This window comes from Streptomyces sp. NPDC091412 (genome assembly GCF_044756885.1).
Taxonomy (GTDB): Bacteria; Actinomycetota; Actinomycetes; order Streptomycetales; family Streptomycetaceae; genus Streptomyces.
Genome location: NZ_JBIVTV010000019.1, coordinates 26,128 through 45,024 on the forward strand (window position 1 = coordinate 26,128; position 18,897 = coordinate 45,024).

The following is an 18,897-nucleotide window of genomic DNA, read 5'->3' on the forward strand; positions in this document are numbered from 1 at the left end:
TCGGCGGCGGGCGGACGGCCCGCCTCCGGCACCGCACACCTCCCCGGACTCACACAGGAGTTCAACCGTGGACCAAGCCAATCCCTTCGAGACGCCGAAGACCTTCTCGCTCCACCGCGCCGAGTACCTGGTCGGCCTGGCGGTGACGACCGGTCTGATCATCTGGCACTTCGCCGACATCCGCTGGCTGCCCGCCATCGGGCTGTTTCTCTACATCGACCTGATCGGCTACATCCCCGGAGCCATCGCCTTCCGGCGCTCCGGCGGTGCCCCCATCCACAAGGGCTACTACGTCGCCTACAACGTCATGCACAGCCTGATCACCCAAGGCGCCGTCGCCGCGCTGTGGTGCTGGTTGGTCGAGCCGGAGTGGGCGCTGCTCGTGCTGCCCTTCCATCTGTTCGGCGACCGCGGTCTGTTCGGCAACTTCATGAAGCCCTTCGCGCTGCCCTTCGAGCCGGTCCGCCAGCCCGGATACCTGCGGCTGCTGGACGACCTGGGGCTGAAGCACCCCAAGCCGGTCGGTCACGCGAGCGACCCGGTCCCCGTGGGGCACATTGCCGGCTCCGCCGCCCGCACGCTCGGCGAGACCGTACCGACCGGCCGGGGGGCGACCCGATGAGGAACGTGACACTGCGCAAGCGCTGGAGCGCCCACGACCGGGCCATGCGCCGGCTGGCCACGCCGGTGTCGGTGCTCACCGTCGAACACGAAGGCCGCCGCCACGGCACCACTGTCAGCACGGTGACCCGGATCTCCCGCCGCCCGCAGGTACTGGGCGTGTGCCTGAAGCCCGACTCGGTGCTGGCCAAGCTCGCCACCGCCGAGGGCCGGTTCGCGGTCAATGTACTGAGCGGTGAGCAGGGCCGGCTGGCCCGCCACTTCGCCGGGAGCGCCCGGCCCGACGGCGCCGCCCAGTTCCGGGGCATCGACTGGCATCCGGCCGCCTACTCCCGGGCGCCGCTCTTCCACGCCGCGCTGGCGCACTACGACTGCCGGGTGGTGGGCCGCTTCCAGGTCGGTGACCACGAGGTGCTGCTCGGTGCGGTCGTCCACGCCGACACCGCCGAGGGAGACCCGCTGATCAGCTGTTCCGGGGAGATCTTCGCCGGCACGCTGATCCCGGTCGCGGAGAACGAGGAGGGCGCCCCGCTCGGCGCGGACCCGGCACCGATCGACGTCGGACTGTCTCTCGCGCCGCCCGGCCTGCCACTCACCACGTCCGTCGAGGAGAACGTGCCCTCATGAATGTGTTCACCGCCAAAGAGGCCGACTGGGACACCGCCCCCGGCCTGCTCGACGGGGCCAAGGAGTTGACCCTCGGCCCGGACCGCTGCAACCTCGCGTACTGGTTCACCGAGGTCGCGCAGGGCACCCTGCGGGACCGCGGCGCCACCGGGCACCACGAGAAGGCCGGCGTGCCGGAGTTCCTGCGCAGGCCGGGGCCGTTGCGTGAGGCGCTGGTCCTGGAGTTCGGCTTCCGCAGCCTGTCGGAGGAGATCGCCACCCGCCTGCTGGGCCACTACGTCTCGCACGCCCCCGGCATCCCGGAGATGGAGTTCTACGCCACCCAGTTGATGGACGAGGCCCGGCACGCACGGGTGTTCCGCAACCACCTGGTGGAACTGGGCCTGCCGGAGCGGACGCTGCTGGCCGACATCGAGGAGATGGCCACCGAGTACCGGCGCGAAGTGCTCCAGCCGGTGGAGGACTTCACCCTGGAGATCATCCGCGACCAGGGTGACTTCCACGGCGGGGTGGCCGTCTTCGCCATCGTCATCGAGGGCGTGCTCGCCCCGGCCGCCGAGCTGAGCGAGCGCAAGTGGACCCCGCTGTCGGAGGCCACCCAGGAGATCTCCCGTGGCACCGCGATCGACGAGATCCGGCATCTGACCGTGGCCAGCACCATCCTGCGCGACCATGTCCGCGACCACCCCGAGTACACGCCGCGGCTGCTGGAGATCCTCGCGGCCGGCACCGAGCTGTGGGATCGGGTGCCGGACCGGCCCTACGTCATCCACCGCGAGGAGCTGTTCCAACAGGGCATGCTGGAACAGGCCGAACTGATCGGCGACTACGAGGTCTGGCCGGGCGTACGGCTGCTCGACACCACTCCCGAGCAGCGCTACGACATGGCCGAGCAGTGGACCGACGAGATGGCCGCGAGCCGGATGGCGTACATGGGCCTGCCCGCGGACGCGATGGGACGGAGTGAGCGTCCGTGACGGCGCCGACGTTCCCCGTCGGCCCATCCTTCGGCGCCCCCGCCGGGCGGGCGGCCGTGATCACCGGGGTCGGCGGCTACGTACCGCCGACGGTGGTCACCAACGACGATCTGGTGGCCCGGCTGGACACCTCCGACGAATGGATCCGCACCCGGACCGGCATCGCCTCACGGCATGTCGTCACCCCGGGCACCGCCACCTCCGACCTCGCCGTCGAGGCCGGCCGGCGGGCCCTGAAATCGGCACAGGACTCGCAGGTCGACGCCGTGGTGCTGGCCACCACCACACCCGATCACCCCTGCCCGGCGACCGCCCCGGCAGTGGCCGCCCGACTGGGGCTGGGCGGGGTGCCGGCCTTCGACGTGGCGGCGGTGTGCACCGGCTTCCTGTACGCCCTGGCCGCCGGCGCCGGATTCATCGCCTGCGGCCTGGCCAACCGGGTGCTGGTCGTCGCCGCGGACGCGTTCACCACGATCATCGACCCGAACGACCGCAGCACGGCGGTGATCTTCGCCGACGGCGCCGGCGCCGTGGTGCTACGGGCCGGCACGGCGGACGAGCCGGGCGCGCTCGGCTCGGTGGTGCTGGGCAGTGACGGCGAGCTGAGCGACCTCATCGCCGTGCCGGCCGGCGGCTCGCGCCAACGCTCCTCCGGTGTCCGTCCCCAGCCGGGCGACGAGTTCTTCCAGATGGCGGGCCGGGCCACATACCGGCACGCGGTGGAGCGGATGACCGCGGCCTCGCTGCGCTCGCTCGCCGACACCGGCTGGCGGCCGGAGGACGTCGACCGGTTCGCCGCGCACCAGGCGAACGCCCGCATCCTCGGCGCGGTCGCCGAACGGCTCGGCATCGGGCGGGAGCGACAGCTTTCCAACATCGAGCACGTCGGCAACACCGGCGGTGCCTCGATCCCGCTGCTCCTGGACCAGAGTGCCGCCGACGGCGGCCTGACGGCCGGCGACCGGCTGCTGCTGACCGCCTTCGGCGGTGGCCTGGCGTGGGGCGCGGCGACCCTCACCTGGCCCGAGCTGTGAGCCGGGCCGGGGCCGAGCCCCTTCCCCGCCCACCGGCACATCCCACGCACTGTCACACGGGAGGCGAGCACGTCATGTTCGAGAAGCTGAAGGAAATCCTGGTCAACAAGCTCAAAGTCACGCCCGAGCAGATCACCCCGGAGGCCACCCGGGAGGACATCGAGCTGGACTCGCTCGCCGTCGTCGAGCTGTCGCTCGTCCTGGAGACCGAGCTGGGGGTGTCCGTCTCCGACGACGAGCTGCTGGAGGCGGAGACCGTCGGGGACATGGTGGCGCTCATCGAGCAGCGGAGCGCACGGGTGTGATGGCCGACACCGCCATCGCCGTCACCGGTCTCGGCCTGGTCACCCCGGCCGGGATCGGCACTGCCGCGAGCTGGGCGGGCGTGCGCGCCGGACGCCCGGCCGCGGCGCTCGACCCCGCCCTCGACGGCAACGCGGTACGCATCTCGTGCCGGGTGCCGGACTGGGACCCGGACTCCCTGCTCGGCGCCCGCCGGGCCCACCGGCTCGACCGTTTCAGCCAGTTCGCGCTGGTCGCGGCGCGCGAGGCGATCACCGACGCCGGCCTGGACCCGGCCACCTGGGACGGCGCCCGGGTCGGCGTGGTGCTCGGCTGCGCCGACGGCGGACCAGGCACCGTGGAGGACCAGCACCGGGTGCTGGTGGAGCTCTCACCGGACCGGGTCTCCCCGCTGCTGCTGCCGATGCAGCTGCCGAACATGCTGGCCGGCCAGACGGCCATGGAGTTCGGTGCCACCGGCCCCAACCTGGTGGTGGCCACGGCCTGCGCGTCCGGGACCACGGCCATCGGTGTTGCCCGCGATCTGCTGCTCCTCGACCGGTGCGACGTGGTGCTCACCGGCGGCAGCGAGGCCATGATCACGCCTTTGGTGATGGCCGGCTTCGCCCGCATGGGCACGCTGTCGCGGCGCACCGACGACCCGGCCGCCGCCTCCCGCCCGTTCGACGCGGACCGCGACGGCTTCGTGGCCGGGGAGGGCGCCGGGGTGCTGGTCCTGGAGCGGTCTGCCGACGCCCGCGCCCGCGGCGCCCGGGTCCGCGCCGGGGTGGCGGGATACGGCGCCTCCGCCGACGCCCACCACGTCACCTCTCCGCATCCGGACGGGATCGGACTGGAGTCGGCGATGCGCGCCGCGCTCGCCGACGCCGGCTGCCTGCCTTCCGACGTCGGGCACGTCAACGCGCACGGCACCGCCACCCGGCTCAACGACCTCGCCGAGGCCCGGGTGGTGCACCGCGTGCTCGGCGACCCGCTGGTGACCTCCACCAAGGGCGTCACCGGCCATCTGCTCGGCGCGGCCGGGGCGGTCGAGGCCGCGTTCACCGTGCTCAGTCTGGAGGAGCAGGTGGTGCCGCCCACCGCCAACCTCGATGTCCCCGATCCCGCCTGCGAGGTCAAGGTGGCCGCCACGGCCACCGGGACCCGCTTCGACCTCGCGCTGAGCAGCTCGATGGGATTCGGCGGGCAGAACGCCGTGCTGGCCTTCGCGGCCGCCTGACCCGGCCCGGCCGGCCCACGACGGAAAGGCCGCCGCCCGGCTGGACGGTCGGCGGCCCCTCCCTGTCCCACTCCCCGCGCCCGGGCTCCCCGCCCGCGCGCCACCGACGGCGACCCCGGATCCCAGGAGCACACCATGACCGCCGGAAGCCCATCCTCGTCCGCCTCCACCAGACCCCTGACCACCAGCCATATCGTCTTCCTGATCGTCGCTGCGGCGGCACCGCTGTCCGCGATGGTCGGCACCGTCCCGCTGGCGTTCGCGATCGGCACGGCCGAAGGCGTCCCCGCCGCGTTCCTGTTCGCCGGCGTCACCCTGGTGTGCTTCTCCGTCGGGTACACGCTCAGTGCCCGCCGCACCGGCGGCTCCGGCGGCTTCTACGCCTCCATCGCCGACGGCCTCGGCCGGCCCGCGGCGGTCGGCAGCGGCTGGACGGCGGTGGTCTCCTACAACTGCGCGACCATCGGCCTGGTCGGCGCGTTGGGCTACTTCACCAGCCTGGTGCTGTCCGACCACGGGGTGCACCTGGCGTGGGAGTGGTGCTGCGCGATAGGTCTGGCGCTCGTCGCCGTCCTGGGGTACCGGGACATCGCCATTAGCGCCAGGGTGCTGGCGGTGCTGATGATCTCCGAGATCGGCATCCTGGCCGCCCTGGACGTGGCGGTACTGGCCCGGCACGGTGTGCACGCCCTGCCGGGCAGCTCGTTCTCCTGGCACGCTGCCACCGGCCCCGGCCTCGGCGTCTCGCTGATGTTCGCCTTCGTCTCGTTCATCGGCTTCGAGTCGGCAGCCCTGTACGGCAAGGAGGCGCGGAACCCCCGCCGCAGCGTGCCGCGGGCGACCTGCGTCGCCGCGGTGCTGATCTCCGGCTTCTACACGCTCACCAGCTGGGCGGCGGTCGGGGCGATCGGCCCGGGCCAGGTGCGGGAGACCGCCGGGAAGCAGCTCGGCGACCTCTTCTTCAACCTGGGCGACGACTACCTCGGCGCCGCCGGAAGCACCGTACTGCAGATCATGCTCTGCTCCAGCCTGTTCGCCGCGACCCTGGCGCTGCACAGTGCCGCCAACCGGTATGCGCAGGTGATGGCCGACGACGGCCTGCTGCCCGCGTTCCTGGGCAGGCTGCACCCAAGGTTCGGCTCGCCGCACCTGGCCGGTGTCGCGCAGGTGGCGATGTGCGCCGTCGCCGCGGTCGCGTTCGCGGCCGGCGGTCTGGACCCGTACGCGAACATGACGACCAGCATGCTCGGCCTGGGCACCGTCGGGATCGTCGCCCTGCAGGCGCTGTCGGCGCTGTCCGCGGTGGCCCTGCGCCGCAAGGGCACTCGGCTGGGCTGGTGGCGGGGCACGGTGGTGCCGCTGCTGGGCCTCGCCGGCCTGACCGCCACCCTCTGGCTGGTGGTCGGCAACTTCGATGTGCTGACCGGGGCGACCGGTGGCGTCGTCACGCGGCTGCCGTGGGTGATCGTGCTGGTGGCCGTGCTGGGCGTGCTGTGGGCGCTGCGGCTGCGGGCCGTCGCCCCCGAGCGCTACCGGGCGCTGGCCACCGCCCATGTCGCCCCCGACGCGGACCGGACGGACATCGCCGCGCCGGCCCATCCTCCCGCCACTGTCTCCGAACCGATTTGACACCGGCCCCTGTTCACGTGATCCGGAGGGAACGACGTGCACGATGTACGCGAGCTGATCGAGAACGGTCCGGAGGCGGTGCGCCGGCTGGCCCGCCGCGGTTACCCGCTCGACCTCGACGCGCTGCGGGCGGCACACCGGCGACGCCTGACCGCGCTGGAGGCGGTGAACGGGCTGCGAACCGAGCTGAAAAAGGCGTCTCGCGGCCCGCACCGGGCCGGCGGGCCACAAGCCGCGGACGCGGCGGACCCGGCGGGAGAGGATCCGCGTGAGCGCAACCGGCGCCTGCGCGAGCGGGTGCAGGCCGCCGAGGCCGAGGCTCGGGAGGCCGGCCGGGAGTCGGAGCGGCTGCTGCTGACGGTGCCGAACCTGCCGTCGGACGACCTGCCCGACGGCTTCAGCCAGAAGGAGGCCGTGGAGGTGCGGCGGGTCGGCCCGCGACGCGGCTCGGGCCCCGGCCTCGGGCGGCACCACGCCGACCTCGGCGAGCGGCTGGGTGTACTGGACTCAGCGGCGGCGGGGAAGCTGTCCGGGGCGCGGTTCAGCGTCAGCCGCGGTCCCGGCGCCCTGCTGGAACGGGCCCTGTGCTCCCTGCTGCTCGACCTGCACACCCAGGAGCACGGGTACACCGAGTACGCGGTGCCGCACCTGGTCAGCCGGGAGACCATGACCGGCACGGGGCAGCTGCCGAAGTTCGAGGAGGATTTGTTCGCCACATCGGTGGGCGGCCGGGAGATGTTTCTGATCCCCACCGCCGAAGTGCCGCTGACCAACCTGGTGGCGCGGGAGGTGCTCGACGAGCGTCGGCTGCCGCTGGCCATGACCGCCCGCACCCCGTGCTACCGGGCCGAGGCGGGGTCCTACGGCCGTGACACCCGTGGCATCCTGCGGCTGCACCAGTTCGAGAAGGTGGAGCTGGTCCGGGTCTGCCGGGACGAGGACGCCGCGGAGCAGCTGGAGCTGATGCTCGCTCATGTCGAAGTGTGCCTGAAACGACTGGAGTTGTCCTACCGGGTGGTGTTGCTGCCGGCCGGCGACATCGGGTTCTCCGCGCGGAAGACGTACGACGTCGAGGTGTGGCTGCCCGGCAGCGACAGCTACCGCGAGATCTCCTCGGTGTCGGACTGCGGCACCTTCCAGGGCCGCCGGGCCGCCATCCGCTACCGGACGGGCGGTGCCCGGAAGACCGCGGCGACGCTCAACGGTTCCGGCCTGCCGATCGGGCGGACCGTCGCCGCGCTGCTGGAGCAGGGGCAGCAGGCGGACGGCTCGGTGGTGCTGCCGGAGGCCCTGGCCGCGTACACCGGCTTTTGCCGGCTGCTGCCCGGGGGCGGCACCGAGTAGCCCCCGCGTGGGCCCTCGCCCGACGCGCCACCAGCGCGGGCCTGCCGGGCACTTCCGGGCAGGCCCGCGCCCTCGTCGTCCGCGGCCGGTCAGGCGCTCTGGCGCAGCAGAGCAGTGGAGCCGTGCAGGCCCGGGTCCTGGTTGAGCATCTGCTGGAAGAGCCGGCGCAGTTTCGGCGACGGCTCCATGCCCAGCTCGTCGATCAGCCGCAGCCGGGCCGCGTTGTAGACACCGATCGCCTCGGCCTGGCGCCCGCTCTGGTAGAGCGCCACCATGAGGAGCTCGGTGATCCGCTCTCGCCACGGGTGGGCGATGCTCATCCGCTTCAGCTCTCCGACCACCCTCATCGGCTCTCCCGCGCGGATGCGCAGCCAGAAGGCGTCCTCCCGCGCTGACAGGTACTCCTCCTCCCACTCCGTGGCCGCGCTCTGGCACAGCGGTCCGGCGGCGGCGTCACCCAGCGGAGCCCCTCGCCACAACCCGAGCGCCCGGTCCAGCAGCTCCAGGGCGGCGGGCAGCTCCTCGGTCTCCATCGCCTGGTGGGATTGGCGTATGTATCCGCGGAATTGGTTGAGGTCGATGTCCTCCGGTGCCACGTCCAGGCTGTATCCGGAGCCCCGGGCGCGCAGCACGTCCGCCGCCGGGTCGCCCGCCAGCTGAACCAGTGTGCGTCGCAGTCGCGACACATGTGCCTGGAGCGCGTTCTCGACGGTGGCTGGGGGTTCCTCGCCCCACAGCTCGCTGTACAACGTCGAGACGTGCACTACCGCGGGAGCCTGGATGAGCAGGCTCGCCAGCAGACAACGCTGCCGGAGCCCCGGAACGGCGTGGAACGCGCCACCGATGCCGACTGCCAGCGTGCCCAAGATCCGGAACTGCAAGAGAACCCTCCCGTGTGGTCGCAGCCTGCGGCTTCACGCCGCCCGTTCCGTTTCTTCCCGGAAGCGGTCGCAGTCTGTAGGGGCGACCTAGAGTCCGGCTCGACACCGGATACGGGCCGTTCCTGCCGCGCACGGGGTGGCCACTGTCCACATTCCGGAGAACGGTCGGCTCGCCCCTCGGACCACCCTTGTCGCCGGTGGGTTCGGCCATCTGCTCGATCGGGGCCTGGGCGAGTGGTTCCCGGGCGCGGTGCAGGAACGCCTGCCCGGGCCCGAGCAGCCGACCCGCCGTATGAAAGCACTCCCCGGTGCGAAATACTCTCCCGATGAGGTCACGCACTTCCCCGATCAGTCAGCCGATCACGATACGGAGGGCCGTCGCGCGGGATGCCAAACGGCTCACGCGGCTCGTGCGTGGCTCAGGCGCCTACGAGGGTAAGTACGCAGCCGCAGTCGCGGGCTACCGGGTCGGTCCTGATTACATCGAGGCCCACCGCGCCTTCGTGGCCGTCGGCGCCGACGAGCATGGAGGCCGGGTCCTCGGTTTCTACTCGCTCGTCCTGGCTCCACCGGAGCTCGACCTGCTGTTCGTCGTCGACGAAGCGCAAGGACGGGGTATTGGACGACTGCTCGTCTCTCACATGCAGTCCGAAGCCCGTGCCGCCGGGCTCGACCGTGTCAAGGTCGTCTCGCATCTTCCCGCCGAGGACTTCTACCACCGCGTCGGTGCAGTGCGGATCGGGACCGCGCTCGCGAACCCGCCCGCCGTGCCGTGGGACCGTCCCGAATTCGAGTTTCGCATTCCTTCGGAATGACGCGGTGTGCCGGTTCGCAGGGCACCGGCTTCGCCTGCAGGGTGGCCGGCATGCAGGAGCCGCTGGACGCCGCGCGCTCCGTGTGTGCCGTCGTCTCTGCCCTGGCGGGGGGATCGCCTGCGCCGACGGCCTCTCCCGGCGACTTCCTCACCTCCGGCACTCCCAGGGCCATCGAAATCGCGCACACCTCGGCTCGCTCCACACACGATCGAGGTCGGCCGCTGTAAACACGTAGTTTCACACCACCCTGATCTGCAAGACGAAGTGGCCACAGTCCACCGTCAGCGCTCCCTGAGCATGCGCGCGACCACGTCGAGTGACTCCACGGGCGCTGCGGTCTCCGCCGCCGGCGTCCCCCCAAGGTCATCGCCCTTCCCCGGCCATCCCCGTTCTCCGGAGCACGAGTGGTCGGTCCACCGTCCCCGTCAGGCCCGCATACGCTCACGGTGACCTCCTCGCCGCTCGCTGGTGCTCAGGGTGCCGTCCCGGGTGCGCGAGGGGCCCGGGCCAAGCCCGGTGCCGGGCGGATGCCATGGCCCCACAGTGCCCTTGAACGGTATTCCCTCGGCCAAGCGCCCGATCCCTCTCACGGGCTGCTTGCTCGATCTGGTCGATGAGGTGGTGCTGTGACGCCGTCGGCGAACGTGGTCGCCTCGGTCGTGCCCGGTGGTCTTGTCGCGGGTGACGGTGGGGTACAGGTGGGCGAGGTCCTGCACCCCGTCGCCTGGCGTGACCGTGACGCTCGTTTGACGCTCCGGCCACCCCAGAGACCGCCCCCAAGGTGGGACGCCCCCCGTTGAACTGCGGGTTTTCGCGCCTCCAGCCTTTGGGACGTGTTCCCGATGACTCATCATGTGAAGTGCTGCCACCCCGGCCTGCTGGGGTGGCAGCTGACTCCCGTGCCCGACCTCAATGCCGGCGGGGCCGCGACCGGAACCGGGGACCGTGCTGCCGGGCTGCGGCTCAGGCGTCGATGATGACGGGGATGATGAGAGGCTTGCGGCGGTAGGTGCGGAACGCCCAGTTCGCCACGGCGCGGGCGACGAGTTGTTCGAGTTGGCGCGCGTCCCCGACGCCTTCCTCGGCTGCGGTGGCCAGGGTCTTCTCGATGACGGGGATGACCGGCTCGAAGGTGGTGTCGTCGTGCACGAAGCCGCGGGCCAGGAAGTCGGGGGCCTCGGCGAGGGCGCCGGTGTCTGCGTCGACGATCGCCACCACCGTGACCACGCCTTCGGCGGCGAGGGTGAGGCGGTCCTTGAGGGACGCTTCGGTGGCGCCGCCGACTTCCATGCCGTCCACGTAGACGTTGCCGGCGGGGACCTTGCCGGTGATGGATGCGCGCCCGTCGACGAGGTCGACGACGACGCCGTCCTCGGCGACGACGACCCGGTCGGGGTCGACACCGGTACGGATGGCGAGGTCGCCGTTGGCCCGCAGGTGGCGCCATTCGCCGTGCACGGGCATGACGTTGCGGGGCTTGACGATGTTGTAGCAGTAGACGAGTTCGCCGGCGCTGGCATGCCCGGAGACGTGCACCTTGGCGTTGCCCTTGTGGACCACGTGGGCGCCCCACCGGGTGAGTCCGTTGATCACCCGGTAGATGGCGTTCTCGTTGCCGGGGATGAGGGAGCTGGCGAGCAGGACGGTGTCGCCCTTGCCGATGCGGATCATGTGGTCGCGGTTGGCCATCCGTGACAGCGCGGCCATCGGTTCGCCCTGGGAGCCGGTGCACACCAGAGTGATCTTGTGGTCCGGGAGCTTCTCCAGCTCCTTCGTGCTCACGACCAGACCGGAGGGGACCTTCAGATAGCCCAGGTCACGGGCGATGCCCATGTTGCGGACCATCGACCGGCCGACGAAGGCGACCTTGCGGCCGTGCTGGTGGGCAGCGTCCAGGACCTGCTGGATGCGATGCACGTGGCTGGCGAAGCTGGAGACGATGACCCGGCGCGGCGCGGTGCGCATCACCTGCTCGATCGCCGGGTTCAGCTCTCGCTCGGAGGTGGTGAAGCCGGGTACTTCGGCGTTGGTGGAGTCGGTGAGGAACAGGTCCACGCCCTCCTCGCCGAGGCGGGCGAAGGCGCGCAGATCGGTGATGCGGTCGTCGAGAGGGAACTGGTCCATCTTGAAGTCGCCGGTGTGCAGCACCATCCCGGCCCGGGTGCGGATCGCGACCGCGAGGCTGTCGGGGATGGAGTGGTTGACCGCCACGAACTCGCAGTCGAAGGGCCCGAAGCCACGCCGGTCGCCCTCCCGCACCCGCACCGTGCGGGGCCGGATGCCGTGTTCCTTGAGCTTGGCCTCCAGGAACGCCAGCGTCAGCTTGGAGCCGACGACGGGAATGTCGGACCGCTCGCGCAGCAGGTACGGCACGCCGCCGATGTGGTCCTCGTGGCCGTGGGTGAGGACCACGGCCACGATGTCGTCCAGCCGGTCCCGGATCGAGGTGAAGTCCGGCAGGATCACGTCCACGCCAGGCTGGGTCTCCTCGGGGAACAGCACGCCGCAGTCGACGATGAGCAGCTTGCCCGCGTGCTCGAAGACGGTCATGTTGCGGCCGATCTCACCTAGGCCGCCCAGGGCGATGACCCGCAGCCCTCCTTCGGGAAGGGGCGGGGCGGCTTTCAGCTCGGGGTGCGGATGACTCATACCCTGACGGTACCTGGAGAGCGGGACGGGGTGATCCATTGCCTGCGTGCTCCAACGAGCGCTCGATACGACCCGCCGCCATGAAGACGTACTGGCGCTCAGGTCGGCATCCGTCCGATCTGTCCGCTGCTCTGGCCCCAAGACAAGAGGGCAGCCGCGGCCGCAGCGCCCGCTACGGCCGGCGTGGGTGGCTTCACGGGTCGCGCGGGCGGTGAGCACCTCGCCCGCGATCACACAGAAGAAGCAGGGCGAACCGACAGCCCGGGCATGCTCATGGCCGCTGAAGTATCGAGGTTGAACGTGATGTCGACCTGCTCCACCCCCGACATCGCCCGCGCCGCCCTCGCTCTCAACAGAATCTGGAAGTGATCACCGCTGAGGAAACCTCAGTGCCATCGAAACTCACTGACATTGATCTCGCTGAGCCGTGCGAGGTGACTCCCGGAACCACCTCCAAATGACTCCCTCACAAAGGCTCTGGTCCACTTTGTGTGGTCGCGTACGGAGGGTGACTGTTGATCTTCGCCTCATGGTGGTTTTAGTGGTCGGAGGCGGTCAGTGCGCGCATGACCGGCTGGCCGCGAATGAACCTGGCCCCGCTCATCAGGCCCCTTGGAATTGATCATTTAGGCTGGCGCGGTGACTGATGAGCAGGAGCGGGTGCAGCCGTCGGGAGTGTGGGCCACGGCGGTGGGGGTGGCCAGGGTGCGGGCGCTGGAGACCGAGCGGGAGAACGCGCTGTTCCGCGACTCACTGGCACAGGCCTTCGCCACCGCCGGCGGCCTGTGGCCCTCCTCGCCGCCGCCCGATGACGAGGCCGCGCGACGTCGCCGGCTGGCCGTGTCGTACTCCATCGTCATCAGGACGAAGTTCCTCGACGACCTGTTGCAGCAGGCCTCCGCGTCCGGGGTCCGGCAGGTCGTGCTGCTCGGCGCCGGCATGGACAGCCGGGCCTTCCGGATGGACTGGCCCGAGGGCACCCGGCTGTTCGAGGTCGACACCGCCGCCCCACTGGACTTCAAAGCTTCGGTGCTGCGCCAGGAGCGGGCCGTCGCGCGCTGCGAGCGGATCACCGTCGCGGTGGATCTGCGTGAGGACTGGCCAGGCGCGCTGGCCGCCGCAGGGCACGACCCGGCCGTGCCGACCGCGTGGATCGCCGAAGGACTACTGATCTATCTGCCCGAGGATGCGGTGGAGCTGCTGCTGGCCCGGATCAGCGCACAGTCGGCGGCAGGCAGTCGGATGGGGCTGACGTTGGGCTCGCGCGGCGTGATCGAGCGCTTCGGCGCGGACGCCGCGCCGGGATCGGCGGCGTCCATGTGGGTCTCGGAGATGCCCGACGACCCGGTGGGCTGGCTGGCCGGGCACGGCTGGGAGGCCGACAGCCACACCCTGCGCGAGCGCGCTGCCGCCTACGGCCGCCCGATCAACACCCCGCCGCAGCGCGAGGAGCGGCCCGGCGGGCTGATCTCGGCGGTCCGCCGGTAGAGCGCCTCCCGGTTCCCTGGATGATCGATTCCAAGGGGGCCTGATGAGTGGAGGCAGGTTCATGCGCGCAACACCTCGAACGCGACCTCGACGCCGTCACCGCAGGGCTCACACTGCCCTGGAACTCCGGCGTCGTGGAGGGTCATGTCAACCGGATCAAGATGCTCAAGCGCCAGATGTTCGGCCACGCAGGATTCGAGCTCCTGCGCAAACGAGTCCTGTTGGCGTAACCGAGAGTCACGCGACCACACAAAGTGGACCAGAGCCCTCACAAAGTGACACAGCCATCACGCTCCCGGACACCGCCGACGGGGTCATGCGGCTGCACGCCGAAACGCTGGAAGTGCTCTGGGGAGCGCCCGTGCTGGACGCGGACGGGGATGACGCAGACACCGCGACCGCGACAGACGCGGACTGCAACAGTGCCATTGCGGCTCTCGCCGAAGCGCTCACCGGCTTCGGACAAGCCGCCCCTGGCCCCAGGCAGAGCATCCGCATCCACATCAGCCCGACAGGTGTCCTCGGTTCGGGCCTGGAACATTGCCACGGCTTCGACGTGGTGGGCGGGGCGGGAGCGGAGTTCATCGGAGGTGTGGGCCTTGTTGGTGTGCAGGAGCGGGGACGACACGCGTTCGCCGTGAACTGGCCGTCTGCGCATGCTAGTTGGTGCTGGTCATCTGATTTGTGCTACGTGCTGCTTGGGCGTGCCTTATGCGTATCGGCCGCCTCCGGAGAAGTGTTCGCCGAGGGTGTAGTAGACCTTGATGCCGCCGAGGAGCCAGGCGATTCCGTGGACTTCGAGAAGGACGGAGTCTCCGGGGTCCATGCGGCAGCTGACGACGCCCTTGATGCACCAGAACCAGCCGCGGTCGTTCGCCGCGCTGCCTCGGTTGCTGTACCGGTAGCCGTGGAACGTGTAGCTGCCGAACTCGGAGTGCGAGTAGCTGTTCTTCTTGACGTAGTAGCCGTTGCTGTAGATGGTCCAGACGAATGTCTCGATGTAGGCAGTCTTGAACTTCTTGCGGAAACTGACCCAGAAGTTGATGGAGCAGCGATGCCTGCTGTCGCAGGCGCGCTTCAGAGTGACGCAGGCGTATTTGGTGCAGCCCTTCTGGGTGCGGGACTTGATGCGGGTACCAGTGAGGTCGCTGGCGTTCTGGGGGTCGGCGCAGGCGTAGTCGTAGGCGTTGCAGCTGCCGCCGGCGACGGGGTCGGTGCTCAGGAAGCGTCCGGTGGTGGGGTCGTAGAGGCGTACGCCCACGAGGACGAGTCCGGACAGGGCGTCGCTGGAGCGTTGCTGGGCGCCGTGCCAGGCGTAGTGGGCGGAGGCGCTGGTGGTGCGGTGGTTGCCGTATTCGTCGGTGTCGAGGACGGTCGGGGCGACGGAGGTGTCGGCAGGGCCCGAGGCCGAGCCTCGATCAGGCTGTCACATCACGGACTTACACGATCTTTCGGGCGCGCTCCGCCCTCACACCCCGCCGGACGGCGCCGGAGTCAGATCCCGGGTCCGTATCCGGGGTCCGGTTGCTGGCGAGGGGTCCACCACTCGGTGAGCCCCCACACCCCGAGCGCGAGTGCGGCCACGGCGGCGAGTACCGCGGCCCAGGGACGGTGCACCCATCGCACGGTCAGCGTCCAGGCGAAGAGCGGAACCAGGGCGCCGCCGAGCACGATGAGCGGCAGATCGACGAAGAGCACGCTCAGATCGCGGGCATGGCCCTCGAACCCGCCGTCGATACTGAACGCGGCCCGCGGCGCCCAAACAAGCAGCGCGGTTGTCGCACCCAGGCCGGCGAGGAGACATCCGGCGGCACCTCTGGTCTTTGGGTTCATGCCCGTGGTCCGTCCCGTGGTCCTTCTGCTCATGCCCGCGACAGACGCGATGGCACGGTGCACGGTTCCAGGGCTCACACAATGAGGGTTTTGGGCCTTCCCTCGTGATGGTGCACACGCGAACGCGTATCCACCATCACGAGGGAAGGCCCGTGCTGCCTTCTCATCGCGGAGACAGAGCAGCACGTGCCGGTCAGGACGGGTGGACACGACAGTGACGGGGCTTCTTGCACAAGCTCCTATGAAGTCACCACCGGCTGCTCCTGGACGAACTCGGCGCGCGCGGAGACCTGGGCCGGTCGAGGTGGGCGATCGACTCGGTGAACATGCGGGCCCTGAAAGGGGGGAGCTGACGGGATCGAATCCTGTCGATCGCGGCAAGAAAAGCTCGAAGATCCACTTGATCACTGAGCGGACCGGTCTGCCCCTCTCTATCGGGATCTCGGCCGCGAACACCCACGACAGTCAGGGACTGGAACCCCTGGTGCGCGGGATCCCACCGATCCGCTCCCGCCGCGGACCACGTCGACGACGGCCCGCCAAGCCCCATGCCGACAAGGGGTACGTCGACCACCGCGGAAGTGGCTCCACTCCCGGAACATCACGCCGCGCATCGCCCGCAAGGGCATCGAGTCCTCCCAGCGGCTGGGCCGCCATCGCTGGACGGCGGAGCGCACGGTGGCGTGGCTGCCCGGGTGCCGACGCCTGCACCGTCGCTACGAGCGCAAGGCCGAGCACTTCCTCGCCTTCGCGGGGATCGCCGCCACCTCGATCGGCTACCGCAGGCTGGCAGCCTGACAAGCCCCCGCTACCTCCCGCGCATCCTCCAGCTCGTGGCCGGCCCGGAGGCAGAGCAGGTACGGAGTGCCAATCCGGGCGAGGCGCTCGGCTTCGGCGGGCTCCTGCGGATGGGCGGCCCAGTGTCCCGCGTCTCAATCTCGTTTACGGGCGGACGCTGCTGACGTTAAGGTCGCGAACGTGTTGAGCCCACCGGTGAGTAGGGACTTGGTCGTCGTCGGCGCCGGCATTGTCGGCGCATCGGTGGCCTATCATGCCGCCCGGGCGGGCGCCACCGTGACGTTGGTCGACGCCGGGCGGCCAGGCGCCGGCGTGACGGCGGACTCGTTCGCCTGGGTCGGCGCGTCTGGCGTGCGTAAAGGTCCGGCCGCCGGACTGCGGGCCACCGCAACGGCGGAGTACCATCGACTCGGGGCCGAGCTGCCGGGACTCCCGGTGACCTGGTCCGGCTCGCTGAGCTGGAACAGGCAGGACAGTGCGCCGGACGCCGGGCCCGGGCAGACGATCGTGGACGCGGCCACCATGGCGACGCTCGAGCCCGCCCTTCGGCAGCCTCCGGAGTGGGCTGTCTGGGCGCCGGGTGACGGCGCTGTTGACTCGGTGGGCGTGACCGAGCGGCTGGTCGCGGGCGCTCGCACCCATGGAGCTCGGGTACATCTGGACACGCCGGTTACCGCGGTCCACCGGGACACGGAGGGCCGGATCGCCGGGGTTGAGACGACATCAGGACCCCTCTCCGGTGCGACGGTGGTACTGGCGGCCGGAGTTGCCACGGCCGCGCTGGGCGCGCCGCTCGGCGTGCGCGTCCCGGTCGAACCGTCGCCGTGCCCGCTGTTCCGGCTCCGCGCCCCGGCCGGTCTGGTCCGCACCGTGGTCAACACCGAGGACTTCGATCTTCGGCAGGTCGCCGCGGACCGGCTGATCGCCGCCGCGGACTCGCCCGAACGGACCCTTGCCGCCGTCCGGTCCACTTTCCATGGCGCCGGGAGCGTCGAGCTGCTCAGCACCCGACTCGGAGTGCGCCCGATGCCGGCCGACGGTGAGCCGATCGTCGGCCCGGTCGCCGAGGTCCCCGGCCTGTACTTGGCAGTGATGCACTCGGCGGTCACGCTCGCCGCGGCCGTGGGCCGCCTGGTCGCACGGGAGTTGGTCGACGGAACCGTTGAGTCGGCTCTGTCAGGTTGCCGCCCGGATCGCTTCTGACGATCCCGATGTGGTGGGCGACTCTCACAAACGGTTGTTTTTACGGCCATTACTGCGGCGACGACGCGGGCACGGACCCGTTTGTGGGACTTGTTGTGCGCTTGCTTCCAGTCGGGCAGTTCCTCGCCGGGGCGGCGGCGGTGGGGCATCACGAGCCCGGTGCCCGGGTAGCCGCCGTCGGCGATCGTCACGGTCGTGCCGACGGCGGCCTTCGCTCCGGACTCCTCCCACGCCTTGCAGTCGTTGCGGTTGCCGGGCAGGGGACTGCCGACCACCACGACAAGTCGTGTGTCGGCGTCGATGACGACCTGGTGGTTGGTGGAGTACCGGTAGTTCTTGGACTGCTCGGCGATGGTGTGGTCGCGGGTGGGCACCAGGGTGCCGTCCGCGATCAGCACCGTGTCCTTGCGGAACCGCTTGCGGGGCTGGAGAGCGAGCATCGGCCCGAGGTGGTCGATGATCCGGTCCGCCGCCGGCTTGGACACCCCGAACAGCGGCGCGAGTTGCCGCATGGTCAGATTCGTCCGTCAGTAAGCTGCGACCAGCAGTGCCCGGTCCTCCAGCGGCAAGCTCCACGGCCGGCCCTTGCGAACCGCGTCCGCACCCTCGCGCCGCAGCACGGTCACCAGCTTCCCGAAGGCCCGCGGGCGCAGCCCGGTGAACGGGGCTATCCAGGACGGCTCCGAAGCCGTGATCACACCAGACACCGCGAGATCATTTCACTCGTCACCGGGGGTCCCGTTCACGGCAGTTCTGGACGGTCTCACCGAACCTTGAGCGGCGCTCCTCACAAGCCCCGGTGACCTGACTCAGTCGAAGAGGGCAACGAGTCCGTTCACCCAGATCGCGAGGAACGCAAGGGCCGCCACCAGGCAGCCGACGCACGCCAGCACACCGCCGACCGTCCACGGCTCGGAGGGCGCCTCGTACTCCCCTTCCAGGTCGTCCCGGTAGGAGGCGGGGTCGTCCCAGTCGACGGGGTGCCCCAACTCCTCGGCGTAGGCGGTCCGCACCGCGATCAGCTGCCCCTCCGCGAAAGCGGTGGCGGCCTTCGCCTCGGGGCCCTGCCAGGCAAGGGCCTTCATCCGCCACCCGGGAGACCCGTACCGCGCCTCGAAGGCAGCGGTCTCGTCGGCGTTCCGGTCCTCTTCGAGGTACATCCAGCGTCCAGCCTCGGCGGCGTCGTCGTAGAGCCGGTACACCTCGGCCAGACGGCGGCGGAGCGTCAGGTCGTGCGGGAAGGAAGAGATGAGACCGCGCAGGCGCTGGCGCGCGACGGGAACCCGGCCGGCGGCCAGGTCTGCATCGACTCGGGCAAGGGTCTCTCGCAGAGGCATGAACGCATGATCGGGTACCGCACTGACCTACGTCGACCTGGTTTCGTCGCTCAGCACTCGCTCGCTCTTAACGGCATCGGCTGAACCTCACTGAGACGGGACACCGCCAGTTACGGGACAGCCCTTAGCCGACCGTGAT

The 18,897-nt window shown here is 70.5% G+C and carries 16 protein-coding genes and 3 pseudogenes; 13 read left to right on the forward strand and 6 right to left on the reverse strand.

What is annotated here, in order from left to right; translation table 11 throughout:
* The first annotated feature begins 67 nt into the window (after positions 1 to 67).
* The 8 genes from ACIQMV_RS31880 (at position 68) to serS (ending at position 7,754) form a co-directional block, all read left to right on the forward strand.
* Positions 68 to 622 carry a hypothetical protein gene (locus ACIQMV_RS31880; RefSeq protein WP_141363398.1) on the forward strand — a complete coding sequence of 185 codons (555 nt, stop codon included), beginning with the start codon at positions 68 to 70 and terminating at the stop codon, positions 620 to 622.
* Positions 619 to 1,248: a flavin reductase family protein gene (locus tag ACIQMV_RS31885; RefSeq protein ID WP_141363400.1), complete on the forward strand. Its 630-nt coding sequence runs from the start codon at positions 619 to 621 to the stop codon at positions 1,246 to 1,248. Before ACIQMV_RS31880 ends, ACIQMV_RS31885 begins: the two co-directional genes overlap by 4 nt.
* Positions 1,245 to 2,225 carry a VlmB-like protein gene (locus ACIQMV_RS31890; protein WP_402596692.1) on the forward strand — a complete coding sequence of 327 codons (981 nt, stop codon included), beginning with the start codon at positions 1,245 to 1,247 and terminating at the stop codon, positions 2,223 to 2,225. Before ACIQMV_RS31885 ends, ACIQMV_RS31890 begins: the two co-directional genes overlap by 4 nt.
* Positions 2,222 to 3,259: a beta-ketoacyl-ACP synthase III gene (locus ACIQMV_RS31895; protein ID WP_402596693.1), complete on the forward strand. Its 1,038-nt coding sequence runs from the start codon at positions 2,222 to 2,224 to the stop codon at positions 3,257 to 3,259. Before ACIQMV_RS31890 ends, ACIQMV_RS31895 begins: the two co-directional genes overlap by 4 nt.
* 74 nt (positions 3,260 to 3,333) lie before the next feature.
* The gene (locus ACIQMV_RS31900) at positions 3,334 to 3,564 is read left to right on the forward strand and encodes an acyl carrier protein (protein WP_141363406.1); all 231 of its coding nucleotides are present in this window, start codon (positions 3,334 to 3,336) and stop codon (positions 3,562 to 3,564) included.
* Positions 3,564 to 4,781 carry a beta-ketoacyl-[acyl-carrier-protein] synthase family protein gene (locus tag ACIQMV_RS31905; RefSeq protein WP_402596695.1) on the forward strand — a complete coding sequence of 406 codons (1,218 nt, stop codon included), beginning with the start codon at positions 3,564 to 3,566 and terminating at the stop codon, positions 4,779 to 4,781. The genes ACIQMV_RS31900 and ACIQMV_RS31905 overlap by 1 nt, the downstream gene beginning before the upstream one ends.
* Positions 4,782 to 4,916: 135 nt before the next feature.
* Entirely contained in the window at positions 4,917 to 6,410 is a 1,494-nt protein-coding gene (locus tag ACIQMV_RS31910) for an APC family permease (protein WP_402596696.1), read from the forward strand.
* Positions 6,411 to 6,446: 36 nt separating this feature from the next.
* Entirely contained in the window at positions 6,447 to 7,754 is a 1,308-nt protein-coding gene (gene serS / locus ACIQMV_RS31915) for a serine--tRNA ligase (protein ID WP_402596697.1), read from the forward strand.
* 89 nt (positions 7,755 to 7,843) lie between these two features.
* Here the strand turns inward: serS and ACIQMV_RS31920 are convergent, their stop codons facing one another.
* Positions 7,844 to 8,620 (reverse strand): BTAD domain-containing putative transcriptional regulator, encoded by a 777-nt coding sequence (locus tag ACIQMV_RS31920; protein WP_402596698.1) that lies wholly within the window; start codon positions 8,618 to 8,620, stop codon positions 7,844 to 7,846.
* A gap of 341 nt (positions 8,621 to 8,961) precedes the next feature.
* Here ACIQMV_RS31920 and ACIQMV_RS31925 point away from each other — a divergent pair, with 341 nt between their 5' ends.
* A complete protein-coding gene (locus ACIQMV_RS31925) occupies positions 8,962 to 9,450 on the forward strand; it encodes a GNAT family N-acetyltransferase (protein ID WP_402596700.1) in 489 nt (162 codons plus the stop codon).
* A 963-nt stretch (positions 9,451 to 10,413) separates the two neighbouring features.
* On the opposite strand, the gene ACIQMV_RS31930 is transcribed toward ACIQMV_RS31925, so the two are convergent.
* On the reverse strand, positions 10,414 to 12,099 hold the full coding sequence (locus ACIQMV_RS31930) for a ribonuclease J (RefSeq protein ID WP_402596701.1): 1,686 nt from the start codon (positions 12,097 to 12,099) through the stop codon (positions 10,414 to 10,416).
* A 675-nt stretch (positions 12,100 to 12,774) separates the two neighbouring features.
* On the opposite strand from ACIQMV_RS31930, the gene ACIQMV_RS31935 reads away from it, so the two are divergent.
* Both ACIQMV_RS31935 and ACIQMV_RS31940 read left to right on the forward strand, forming a co-directional pair.
* Entirely contained in the window at positions 12,775 to 13,587 is an 813-nt protein-coding gene (locus ACIQMV_RS31935; protein WP_402596772.1) for a class I SAM-dependent methyltransferase, read from the forward strand.
* Positions 13,588 to 13,634: 47 nt separating this feature from the next.
* A complete protein-coding gene (locus ACIQMV_RS31940; protein ID WP_402596778.1) occupies positions 13,635 to 13,817 on the forward strand; it encodes a hypothetical protein in 183 nt (60 codons plus the stop codon).
* A 479-nt stretch (positions 13,818 to 14,296) separates the two neighbouring features.
* On the opposite strand, the pseudogene ACIQMV_RS31945 reads toward ACIQMV_RS31940, so the two are convergent.
* Together ACIQMV_RS31945 and ACIQMV_RS31950 are read right to left on the reverse strand one after the other, a co-directional pair.
* Positions 14,297 to 14,935, reverse strand: a pseudogene (locus ACIQMV_RS31945) (RHS repeat-associated core domain-containing protein); the annotation flags it as partial.
* A gap of 146 nt (positions 14,936 to 15,081) precedes the next feature.
* Complete coding sequence (locus ACIQMV_RS31950; protein ID WP_402596702.1) at positions 15,082 to 15,420, reverse strand: hypothetical protein; 339 nt, start codon at positions 15,418 to 15,420, stop codon at positions 15,082 to 15,084.
* Between the two features lie 251 nt (positions 15,421 to 15,671).
* On the opposite strand from ACIQMV_RS31950, the pseudogene ACIQMV_RS31955 reads away from it, so the two are divergent.
* Together ACIQMV_RS31955 and ACIQMV_RS31960 are read left to right on the forward strand one after the other, a co-directional pair.
* Positions 15,672 to 16,218, forward strand: a pseudogene (locus ACIQMV_RS31955) (IS5 family transposase); the annotation flags it as partial.
* Positions 16,219 to 16,413: 195 nt separating this feature from the next.
* Positions 16,414 to 17,421 (forward strand): NAD(P)/FAD-dependent oxidoreductase, encoded by a 1,008-nt coding sequence (locus ACIQMV_RS31960; protein ID WP_402596703.1) that lies wholly within the window; start codon positions 16,414 to 16,416, stop codon positions 17,419 to 17,421.
* 35 nt (positions 17,422 to 17,456) lie between these two features.
* Here the strand turns inward: ACIQMV_RS31960 and ACIQMV_RS31965 are convergent.
* Positions 17,457 to 18,128 (reverse strand): annotated as a pseudogene (locus tag ACIQMV_RS31965) (transposase family protein); the annotation flags it as partial.
* Between the two features lie 102 nt (positions 18,129 to 18,230).
* Positions 18,231 to 18,758, reverse strand: coding sequence for a DUF6584 family protein (locus ACIQMV_RS31970; protein WP_402596704.1), 528 nt, complete (start codon positions 18,756 to 18,758; stop codon positions 18,231 to 18,233).
* Positions 18,759 to 18,897 lie beyond the last annotated feature (139 nt).